Source organism: Heliomarina sp. (genome assembly GCF_052826185.1).
On sequence record NZ_JBRBUI010000032.1, the window covers coordinates 1 to 10,565 of the forward strand.

The 10,565-nt window shown below is 60.1% G+C and carries 9 protein-coding genes and 2 pseudogenes; 6 read left to right on the forward strand and 5 right to left on the reverse strand.

Going from position 1 to position 10,565, the window contains the following annotated elements:
* The first annotated feature begins 552 nt into the window (after nucleotides 1-552).
* Together ACU0FH_RS10915 and ACU0FH_RS10920 are read left to right on the forward strand one after the other, a co-directional pair.
* Nucleotides 553-927, forward strand: coding sequence for a hypothetical protein (locus ACU0FH_RS10915; RefSeq protein WP_446194633.1), 375 nt, complete (start codon nucleotides 553-555; stop codon nucleotides 925-927).
* A 145-nt stretch (nucleotides 928-1,072) separates the two neighbouring features.
* Entirely contained in the window at nucleotides 1,073-1,261 is a 189-nt protein-coding gene (locus ACU0FH_RS10920; RefSeq protein WP_446194634.1) for an HGGxSTG domain-containing protein, read from the forward strand.
* 248 nt (nucleotides 1,262-1,509) lie between these two features.
* Here the strand turns inward: ACU0FH_RS10920 and ACU0FH_RS10925 are convergent.
* Nucleotides 1,510-1,680 (reverse strand): annotated as a pseudogene (locus ACU0FH_RS10925) (ATP-binding protein); the annotation flags it as partial.
* 100 nt (nucleotides 1,681-1,780) lie between these two features.
* Between ACU0FH_RS10925 and ACU0FH_RS10930 the strand changes: the two are divergent.
* Nucleotides 1,781-2,017, forward strand: a pseudogene (locus ACU0FH_RS10930) (IS110 family transposase); the annotation flags it as partial.
* Between the two features lie 214 nt (nucleotides 2,018-2,231).
* Here the strand turns inward: ACU0FH_RS10930 and ACU0FH_RS10935 are convergent.
* The 4 genes from ACU0FH_RS10935 to ACU0FH_RS10950 all read right to left on the reverse strand — a co-directional run bounded on the left by ACU0FH_RS10935 (nucleotide 2,232) and on the right by ACU0FH_RS10950 (nucleotide 6,215).
* On the reverse strand, nucleotides 2,232-3,737 hold the full coding sequence (locus ACU0FH_RS10935) for a tripartite tricarboxylate transporter permease (RefSeq protein WP_446194635.1): 1,506 nt from the start codon (nucleotides 3,735-3,737) through the stop codon (nucleotides 2,232-2,234).
* Nucleotides 3,738-3,763: 26 nt separating this feature from the next.
* A complete protein-coding gene (locus ACU0FH_RS10940) occupies nucleotides 3,764-4,213 on the reverse strand; it encodes a tripartite tricarboxylate transporter TctB family protein (protein ID WP_446194637.1) in 450 nt (149 codons plus the stop codon).
* 8 nt (nucleotides 4,214-4,221) lie between these two features.
* Nucleotides 4,222-5,175: a Bug family tripartite tricarboxylate transporter substrate binding protein gene (locus ACU0FH_RS10945; RefSeq protein ID WP_446194638.1), complete on the reverse strand. Its 954-nt coding sequence runs from the start codon at nucleotides 5,173-5,175 to the stop codon at nucleotides 4,222-4,224.
* 92 nt (nucleotides 5,176-5,267) lie between these two features.
* The gene (locus ACU0FH_RS10950) at nucleotides 5,268-6,215 is read right to left on the reverse strand and encodes a LysR family transcriptional regulator (protein ID WP_446194639.1); all 948 of its coding nucleotides are present in this window, start codon (nucleotides 6,213-6,215) and stop codon (nucleotides 5,268-5,270) included.
* Nucleotides 6,216-6,328: 113 nt separating this feature from the next.
* Between ACU0FH_RS10950 and ACU0FH_RS10955 the strand changes: the two genes are divergently transcribed.
* The 3 genes from ACU0FH_RS10955 to ACU0FH_RS10965 are packed head-to-tail and all read left to right on the forward strand — an operon-like array spanning nucleotide 6,329 to nucleotide 10,193.
* The gene (locus tag ACU0FH_RS10955; RefSeq protein ID WP_446194641.1) at nucleotides 6,329-7,879 is read left to right on the forward strand and encodes an AMP-binding protein; all 1,551 of its coding nucleotides are present in this window, start codon (nucleotides 6,329-6,331) and stop codon (nucleotides 7,877-7,879) included.
* Complete coding sequence (locus tag ACU0FH_RS10960; protein WP_446194643.1) at nucleotides 7,879-9,099, forward strand: acyl-CoA dehydrogenase family protein; 1,221 nt, start codon at nucleotides 7,879-7,881, stop codon at nucleotides 9,097-9,099. The genes ACU0FH_RS10955 and ACU0FH_RS10960 overlap by 1 nt, the downstream gene beginning before the upstream one ends.
* A complete protein-coding gene (locus ACU0FH_RS10965) occupies nucleotides 9,096-10,193 on the forward strand; it encodes a CaiB/BaiF CoA transferase family protein (RefSeq protein ID WP_446194645.1) in 1,098 nt (365 codons plus the stop codon). The genes ACU0FH_RS10960 and ACU0FH_RS10965 overlap by 4 nt, the downstream gene beginning before the upstream one ends.
* The last annotated feature ends 372 nt before the right edge of the window (nucleotides 10,194-10,565 follow it).

Sequence of the window (10,565 nt, forward strand, 5' to 3'; positions counted from 1 at the left end):
ACGCCACTGCAAGCGCGCCGAGCGCTTGAGCAATTTGAGGGCTCCGCGCCCGGCGCGCTTGCCCAAACCGAAACCCATGATTATCAAGATCAAACCCGCAGACTCTCGTTATGAACGAGGGACCGAAGGGGGGCAGGTCACAAGGGAACTTCAGTGGCTGCGAACATTCAACTTTATTACCGGCACAAAAAGGGTGAACTCTGAAAAAGGTGTGACACTGCCCGCCACTGTCACGGCGCTGTCGCGGCAAGAAACACTCCATAGCAATCAAATGGAGTGCATTGACACATGCCGCACGCTACGGCGTCTATCGTTCGACTCCTTGGCGCTGGGTAAAGTCCGACCCAGGCTTTCCGAAACCGGTAGTTCTGTCGCCCGGTTGCACCCGCTGGAGTCTCTGCGAACTGGAAGCCTGGGAAGCCGCTAAAGACGACGTGCTTACCTAAGAAAAACCGCCACCCGTCTGGTACACGGGCGGCGGCTATTCATCATACGTTTCTAATTAGATGATTAGCACGAGCCGCCCTAGCCAGCAAGGCATGGAAGCCTTTCATGTTTACGAATACCTCGAACACCATGGTGTTCGCTGTCGCCGACCAAATTCATGACGAATGTCAAAACCGTCGTCACGTTTCTGGCAAGCTGAACACGACAACTAAACAAACTAACGCGAATAAGCGTCAGGCAACGATTGCCGCAGCGGACGATGGCCCTCTAGGAGGTGTGACGTGTGTGACGCTGGCGTGGATTGTTGTCGTCAGAAGTCTGGCAACCTTTCCCAAGCGCAGACAGGCTCCGAATGGCCGCCCCATTCTAGAAAAATTAGATCAAAAGAACGTGCGACGTACGGATTGGAGCCTCGTCATGGGGTTCGCCAACTCTGTTGGAAATTTATGGTGTTTCTCATGGGACGACCGAGCAACTTAGAAAAGATGATAATCGAACTCTGCAATACAGCACCGGTTAACTGGCAGGATTTGAAATCACGCTGGCGGTCATGCCCGGCAGAAAGAAAAAAAATCCGAGGTATCAAAAGTCGTGCTCAAAGTGCGATGGCCAGATTTGCAGGTGGATGGAAGAATTGGGCTTGGATGAAGGCGAAAACCCTTTACCCAAGAACAAGCGCCCCAACTGCGGCGCGAAAACTCGCACTGGAGGCCATTGTCAGATGAAAGTCGTCCCCGGAAAGCGGCGCTGCCGTCTCCATGGAGGCCTGAGCACAGGTCCAAAGCGGAAGCATATCGGGAAACATGACAATTAGACTGTACGGATCCAAACCTTGATGGCGCTCACCGGTTTCGGTCCTAGGTTAACGATCGTATGCATCCGCGGCTTCGTTTGAAAGGTTTTTTGCTTTGATAAACACGTGGACCGCTGTTGCTCACCTCGCGACAACAACCGCTAAAGCGATCTACTTAATGGCGAGTTGCACTTCGGCTGTTGATTTCCGCTGAGAAGTGACCCGGTATTTTCACCGAGATTTGACCCACCCTCAGTATGTGTCTTTGTTCATGACCTGGTCAATGTAGCAGTCTCCCTTCTGGTTTTCTTGGTGGCCTCGGCGCTGACCTTGAAGCGGTAGCTGTCTTTGCCGGTTTCCAGAATGTGATTGCGGTAAGTGAGTCGGTCCAGGATCGCGGTTGTCATCGTTGCGTCGCCGAAAACCTGGGCCCAGTTGGCGCTCCCGGCCCTTAGCGGATGAGGTGGATGGCTCCTGCTTCACCGGCATCGAACGTGCCAAAGTGCAGTTGTCATCGACTTCAAGGAAAGGAGCCACCCAATGACAGTAAAAACCGTGGGCCTGGATTTGGCCAAGGACGTTTTCCAAGTACACTGCGTTTCGGCTACTGGGCGCAAGATCCTCAACAAGAAGATCAAGCGGGCGAAGCTTTTGGCATTCTTCGAGACCTTGCCGAGATGTGTGGTCGGCATGGAAGCCTGTGGTTCTGCGCATCATTGGGGCCGAGAGCTGCGCAAGCTGGGCCATGATGTTCGGCTGATGCCGGCCGCCTACGTAAATGCGGAACAATTGTAGTGTTGCATTTCACCAAAACGCGCTGATTCGTTGCTGTATCGAGTTCAAATTCCCAGCCCGATAAACAGTCGAGAACGGATTGCACTGGCGCGCCTTTGGACACGGCACTTGCGACAGTCATGCCAGCATTCTTCTCACGCGTGCTCTCATGCAGCTTGGGCGTGAAAAACAGTCATCACGCCGGTTCCCGGGTCCGTCAGATAGTTAAAGGCTTTCGTGCTTGGGTGACGTGGCGCCAGACTGTCCGGGTCAGCGTGAATAGCGCCAGTCCGAAGATAACCATGGCGATCGGGCGGTCAAACAAATAACCAATGTCCCCATCCGCGAGGATGACTGTCTGCCGGAAGGACAGCTCGAAGCTAGGGCCCAGGACGAAGCCGATGATGAAGGTCACGAAAGAGAAATCCAGCACCCGCATCAGGTAGCCGATCACGGCGAAGCCCACAACAAGCGGCAGCCCGAAGGTGCCGGAGGTCAGGAAGGCACCGGTCAGGCAGACCAACCCGATGGTGGGGAAGACGACTAGGGCCGGAGCACGGGCCGCCAGCGCGAAGACCCGCAGGCCGAAATAGCCCATGATCAGGTTGGTTCCATTCGCGATGACCATGGCCGCAAACATGGCGTACACCAACCGGCCCTGTTCGGTCATCAAATGCGGCCCGGGCTGGATACCATGCACGATGAAGGCTCCGAGGATCAGGGCAGCCGCGACATTGCCGGGAATGCCGAGCGAGAGCAGCGGGATAAAGTTCGCGCCCACGACCGAGCTATTTGCACTTTCGGTTGCGGCGACGCCTTCGATGTTGCCCTTGCCGAACGTCTCGGGATGTTTCGATGCCCGGATTGCCGCGTTGTAGCCGATGAAGGCCGCCGCGCTGGACCCGATCCCCGGAAGGGCACCGATACCGGTTCCGATGGCCGCGGACCGCAGGATCGTGCGCAGACACGCGCGATATTCAAACCAGCTGAGCCGCTTGTCCTCGGGCCGTTCGGAGCTGAGCGGAAGATGGCTGTCCCCGGCGGATCCACGCAGCAGGACGAGCTGGCGCAGCACTTCGGCCATCGCCAGGACACCGATGCCAACTGCGGAAATGGGCAGTCCGTCCATCAGGTCCGGCATGCCGAAAATGAAGCGGCTGGTGCCCCCTTCGGGGTCCAGTCCGACGGTGGCCAGCAGCAGACCGAAGAAGGCGGCGATCAGACCCTTGAACATGGACTTGCCGACAAGGCTGGCAATGATGGTGAGGGCGAAGACGATGACTGCAAGCATCTCTGTCGGACCCATCCGGATCGCGATCAGCGCAAGCGGGGCCGACACGGCGAAAAGGACGAAATCCGACAGCGTGTCCCCGGTGACCGAGGAAAAGAGTGCCATTTTCAACGCCTTCAGACCCTTGCCCTGCTTCGCCAACGGGTGTCCGTCGAAAGCTGTCGCCGCCGCCTCGGGCGAGCCGGGCGTGTTCATCAGGATCGCCGAAACGGAGCCCCCGACCGTGCCGCCCTTGTTGATCGACACGAGGAACGCCAGCGCACCGACCGGCGTGAAATAGTAGGTCAACGGCACGGCGATGGCGATGGCGGTGATCGCGGACAGGCCAGGGATTGCCCCGAAGAACTGGCCAACGAAGACGCCCACGACGATCAGGATAAGCGTCTGGACGGTGAAGGCGTCCGAGAAGGCGGTGATGACGGTTTCAAGCATGAAAGTACCTGATTTGGCTGGTCCGATCAGGGCAAAGGGATGCCCAACAGGACTTCGAAAAAGCCCCAGAGCAGGAGCGGCGGACAAAGGGCGGTGAGCGCGATGGCCCACCATTTCCGTTGTCCCATGAAAATCGTCAGGGCGCCGGTGATGAAGGCGCCGCCAACAAGATAGCCGACGGTCAACATCAGCGTGACGGCAACGGCGAAGAGACCCAGAACGATCACGGTCATAATGGTCGATGTCGCGTCGATCGGCGCCGGGGTTGTCCGATCCGGTTCGAGAAAGAGCCGGTGCAGGCACATCATCAAGCCGAGTGCGCCTATGGCACCAACCGCAACACGGGGCATCAGGTCGGGCGACACCGTGACGAAATCATTCGGCTCCACCCAGGCGGGAATACCCCAGAGCCAGATGCCGAGGGCTAGCAGTGTCACGCCGGCCCCCACAAGTGCTTCGAAGATGCGCAGGGTCATCTGATGTCTCAGTTACCCGCCGCAGCGATCAGTTTCTCGTAATGCGCCGTGGATTTTGCCACATTGTCGCGCAGCTCTTCGGGCGTCAGGACCGTGGACGGGAAGCCCATCTTGCCCTCGACCATGGATACGACTTCCGCATTCTTTGCGCCATTCGAAAAGGCATCAAAGAGCGTTTCAAAGACGTCTTCGGGAATGCCCTTGGGAGCGAAGAACAGAAAGTAGGTCTCGTCGCCAACGTCATAGCCAAGCTCCTGCAAGGTTGGCACATCCGGAGAGCTTGCCAGCCGTTCGAGACCCGCCGCCGCCAGAACCCTCACATCGTCGCCGAAGCGCTGATGAACACCGGCGCTCCACCCCATGTCGATGTGGCCGCCCATGACGTCCTTCATGATTTCCGCGCCGCCTTTGGTCGGGACGATCTTCATGTCGTAGTCATCCTGTGCCGCAACGTAGCTCATGATCAGGTTGACCGCCGGGGAGGACGAACCGAAGGAGATCTTCTGGCCGCCTTTGCCCGCGGCGACCGCATCTTCCCATGTCTTGAAGGGCGAGTCTTTTCCGACCACAATCGCATTCTGAAGCATCGCCGCCGAGGTGAGATAATCGAACGTATCCGCGTTATATTTGACCGACTCTGACGCCAGCGGGGCATAGGAGAATGTCGACGTCACGGCCATGCCGATCGTATAGCCATCCGGTTCGGCGTTCATAAGCTTTGTCGCCGCGACAACGCCGCCGCCGCCCGGCACGTTTTCGATCACGACCGGCTGGCCGAGAGCCTGCTCAGCCTCTTTGCCGATCAGCCGGGCAAGCGTGTCTGTGCCGCCGCCGGCACCGAAGCCAACCAGAACGGTCACGGGTTTTTCGGGGAAATCGGCGAATGCGGGCGTGGCCAGCAGGCCAAGGGTCAGCGCCGTTGCGACACGGCGCAATGCGCCCGGGAATTTTGTATGAGTCATGTCTTGCCTCCTCCTTGCAAGTAGCTTTCAGCGTAGGGCGGAGAAACCGCAATACCAAAATACAGGTTCGAAATGTCAGCTATACATCTACGCTATAGCCAACTCTCGTCATGCAGTGAAACGTCGCTGGCGGGCCATCGTCCTTCCGCGACAACCTCGCGCAGGATTTCCACCAGGATCCTGCGAACTGCGCGAACTGCGTCCGTCATGGGGCGATTGCGGGGCCAGGTCAGCGAAATCGTGCGCTTTGCTTCAGGTTCGACGATCTTCCACGCGGCCAGGACGTTCATGTCCCAACGGCTCCCTAGAAGTGCCCAGTTCATGATGGCGTAACCCAGACCGGCCTCAAGCAAGGAATAGAGAACGTGAAGACCGGTGATCTCGAAGGACGTGTTCAAACGCACACCTTGGGACGCCGCAAGTTCTTCGATCGAGCGCCGCAAGACGACGCGTTTATGCGTCTGGATCAACGGATAGTCCGGCAAGTCTCTCAGAGGCACTTCGCCGATGCGAGGCGAAACCCCGTCCCATTTGCCGACGAGATAGAGGTTCTCCTGAAATAGAGTGATCGCTTCGAGATTCGGCAGGTCAGCTGCGTTCGGCACCAGTCCCAGATCGCCGCGACCGGAAGACATGATGTCGCCGCTCTCGAAGCTCAGCCCTTCTACGACCCGTAGGCTCACCCGGGGCAATTCGCGGGCCACGCGTTCGTAGATGCGTGCAGACAAGAGATAGGCGGCAGTCAACGGCAACGCGACCATGACCTCTCCGCTCGGGCTGTCTTCGCCGCCGCTCACATCCGCGGTGGCCGCGTCCAGCTGTCTCAGAATCGCCTCGGCGTGATGGCCCAGTCGGATCCCGGCCGAGGTCGGCGTGACACCCTTGTTCGTCCGTTCGAACAGCTTCACGCCCAGTTCTGCCTCAAGCGAGGCGATGTGACCCGAGAGCGCGGGCTGGGCGACATTCAACCGCCGTGACGCAGCAGAAAAACCGCCCTCCCGCAGAACCGCGTCGAAATACTGAAGCTGTCTTGAGTTCATGCCCGCTCCTCCTGTGGCGATATCAAAACCGTATAGAGGCCAGACGCAAACTGTTTTTCAGAAATAGCCAGAGGCGGAGATAGCTTGCCCCAGAAATACTCGGGAGGAGACCGATGAATCTGGGAAGAGTTGTGCAGCGGTCTGCACGTTACTGGCCGAACGCCATGGCTGCCGTGGACAAGACGCGGCGTCTGACCTTCGCACAGCTTGATGCAGAAACCAGCCGATTGGCGACCGGCCTGATGGCCGCGGGTTTCCCCAAGGGCACTCACGTTGCCATGCAAGCCCCGAACTGCGTCGAGATCCTGGCGACGGAAATTGCCTGCTACAAAGGCGCCTTTGTGAAGGTGCCGGTGAACGCGCGCCTCTCGGCCGAGGAGTCGGTGCATGTCATCAATGACAGTCACGCGGAGGTCGTGATCGCCGGGCCGAAGCACGCCGCCGATCTGGCCGAGCGTCGGGACCAGATGCCACGCCTGAAGAAGATCGTCGCGATCTCGGGCGATGCGGGCGATGTGCGTTACTCTGACATCCTGGACCTCGGGAAGACCGGCTTCGACAGCCTCGACACTCAGGACAGCGACCTTGCAGTATTGCATTACACGTCGGGGTCATCGGGTGTGCTGAAGGCCGCGATGCAAAGCTACGGCAATCGCGCCGCCCTGCTGCGCAAGCAGTTGATCCGGCCCGGCAAAGACAGTGGCATCGGGTTGACCATGGGACATGTCGGCCCGATCACCCATGCATCCGGCATGTCGATCCTGCCAACGCTTTACATGGGTGGCTGCAATGTCCTGTTCGACCGGTTCGACATCCCCGAATTCCTGGCCACGATTGAGAAGGAGCGGATCAACCGCATCTTTCTGGTGCCGACGATGGTTTCCCGCATCCTTGCGTCCGGCGACGTGCCCAAGCATGACCTGTCCAGCCTGACTGGGGTCGTCTACGGGGCAGCGCCCATGGCCCCCTCGGTGGTCGCCGAAGCCATGGAGACATTCGGACCGATCCTGTCCCAGGGCTACGGCGCGGGCGAGACGACCTCGACCATCACGGTCCTGACCGCGCAGGACCACGTGGACGCGCTGGCCGGGGATCGCAGCCGGCTTGCCAGCTGCGGTCGCAGCTATTTCGACAACGATGTCCGCATCCTGCGCGACGACGGCAGCGAATGTGAGCTTGGCGAGCCGGGCGAAATCGTCGTGCGCGGTCCGGATATCATGCAGGGCTACTGGGGCGCGCCCGAGCTCTCGGAAGAGGTGCTCAAGGACGGCGCATACCATACCGGCGACGTCGCGACACAGGACGACGAGGGCTATATGTTCATCGTCGACCGCAAGAAGGACATGATCATTTCCGGCGGGTTCAACGTCTATCCATCCGAGGTCGAGAAGGTTCTCTACAGCCATCCCGCCGTATTCGAGGTTGCCGTCGTGGGCGTGCCCGACCGCGAATGGGGCGAAGCCGTGAAGGCGGTTGTCGTGACAAAGGACGGGGCCGAGGTGTCGCCAGATATCCTTGAAACCTTCTGCCGGGAGAACCTGCCCGGTTTCAAACGCCCGCGCAGCTTCGACTTCGCGCAGGACCTGCCCCGCAACCCCAATGGCAAGATCGTCCGCCGCAAGGTGCGTGACAGCTACTGGGCCGATTCCGAAAGGAAAGTGTGATGCCTGACACCTTTCACATTGCCCGCGACAAGGCCCGTGCCCGCGCGCTTGGCGATTTTCGCGGCGGCGACGCTGCGCTGACAGCATCGGAACCCCTGATCGACTTCCTGACCGGAGAGATCGCGGAGTTTGAACGCGACCAGGGTATCGACTGGGACACCCCGGTCGATCACGACACCCTGCGCAAGGTCTGGAAGATGTCCGCCGAGCGGGGTTTCTATTCCTACCTGTTGCCCAAGGACCTGGGCGGTCAGGGCCTTTCGGTGGCCGATATCTGCGCCGTGCGCGAAGCCGCGCTGATGTCCGGGTCGGTCCTAGCCAGCCACGTGCTGGGCGACCTGTCCGGCCCGCCGCGGGTCGGGCATCTGTTCAAACAGGCCAGCCCGTACCAGGTCGACACCTTTCTCAAGCCGATCCAGACCGCCGATCTTGCCGTCTGTTTTGCCCTGACAGAAGCCGGGGCGGGCTCCGACGCGGCCTCGATCAAGACGCGAGCCGAAAAGACGGCGGATGGCTTTCGACTGAACGGCGTCAAACGCTTCATCTCTGGCGGCAGTTTTGCCGATGTGGCCATCGTTCTGGCCGTCACCGACGCCGAGGCCGGGCCGCGCGGTATCTCTGCCTTCTTTGTCGACCTGCATAGCCAAGGCGCATCGAAACGGACGGATTACGAGGTCTTGTCCGGCAAAGGGGCCCATGCCGATCTGGTCTTCGAGGACGTGATCGTCCCCGAGGCGAACCTGATCGGAGAGGAAGGCACGGGCTTCCGCCTTGGCATGGCCCGGATTTCGGTGAACCGGCTGCTGCATTGTTCGACGATGATGGGCTTCGCCCGGCTGGCGCTGGATCTGTCCATTGAACGCGCCGGGGGACGCCAGCAATTTGGCCGCCCGATCGGCAGTTTTCAGGCGATCCAGCACATGCTGGCCGACATGGCGACGGACCTCTATGCCGGGCGCTCGATGATGTTCGACGCGGCGCGGCGCCTTGATGCGGGGCATGACATCCGCGCCGAGGCCTCGATGTGCAAGCTGTTCTGCGCCGAGAAAGGGTTCAGCATCGCGGACCGGGCGATGCAGGTACATGGCGGTGTCGGTCTGCTCAAGGGTGGCCCGATCGAGTACATCTTCCGCAATCTGCGCACCTTCCGGATCGTCACGGGCACGTCAGAGATTCAGAAGAACACAATTGCCAAGGCGCTGCTGGATCGGGTCGGATGATGCCCGGATTTCCGAAGCCGCTTGCAGGAAAGCGGGTGCTCGACCTTTCGCTTCTCTACCCCGGCCCCGCAACCGCTGCCACGCTGCGCACCTTTGGTGCCGAAGTGACAAAGATCGAGCCCCCGACCGGCGACCCGGCAGAACGCCTTTTCCCCAAAACCTACCGGCTGCTCAATCGCGGCAAACAGGTCATGACGCTTGATCTGAAGACCGACGACGGCAAGGCCGCGCTTGCGCGCCTGGTCGCCGAAGCGGATGTCTTGATCGAAAGCTTCCGGCCTGGGGTTCTGACCCGGCTCGGGCTTGGGGCCGATTGGCTGCACCAGATTCAGCCAGGGTTGGTGATCGTTTCCATCAGCGGTTACGGCGCGACAGGCCCCTACCGCCACATGCCAGCGCATGACCTGTCCGTGCTTGGCGTGGCCGGGTATTTCGGCTTGCCGTCCGAACTGGAGCCCAAGGTCGTTCGACCGAACATTCGGCTGGCCGACGCCCTGACCGTAAATGCCGCCAGCCTCGCCGCCTTCGCCGCAATTGTCGAGGCGGACCGGACCGGTGAGGGCCAGATCGTCGACACCTCGATCTTCGACGCCACGGCCGCCGCCTGCCTGACCATGTCCCTCTCGCGCGGGGATCTGGACGCAGCGCCCGAAGACCAGCGGCAGATCATGGCGGACAGCGCGATCTATACCTGCCGCGACGGCAAACGCATGGCCATAGCGACACTGGAAGATCACTACTGGGCCGAATTCCTGCGCCTTGCCACCAATGAAGATGACGCCCTGAGGGCCGCGACCTTCGGCACGCGCCAAGGCCGTGACGGCAACAAGCGACGCCTGGCTGCGCTTCTGGCAGACCTCTTCGCCCGCCGTGACCGTGAAGACTGGATCCTGACCTTTGCGGCGGGCCGCGTGCCCGTGGTTCCCGTTTGGGAAGGCCGTGAAACACTAAGCGACGATCATCTGAACCACCGTGGCGCCATCGCCACCTGGGATGCGGGCGACGCGGCTTTCCGATATCCAAGCTTTCCGGCGATCATCAACGGGGAACGGGATCAGGATACGTCGGTTTCTGATCCCTGCCGGGAGAATTGAGCGTGTCCGGCAAACGATCGGACAACTTGTCCATTGGCGCAAACGTCGGATCGTGCCCCAGTAGTTTTCAAGGCAGAGCTGACGTCCGCTCGGTTTGCGGCGAATGACCGGAATCCGCCCTTCCGGCAAGACCTCTCGCAATCGCGGCATAGATCGAGCAATTGCAGCGAATTGCAGAAAGTCCGCTGAGCCGACTTTAGTCCGAGCCTGAGGTAGTTGGAATCGGTGCTGCAGTGCGCAGAAGCTCGGTTTGAGCCCATTTTGAGGGATGCTGCGACTGGATCGAACGGCTGCTGTTAGTCCAATGGGAAATCGAAATGCATGACATCTTCGCGGGTCCCGAGCTTCGTGTACAAGGCAATTGCAGGTTCA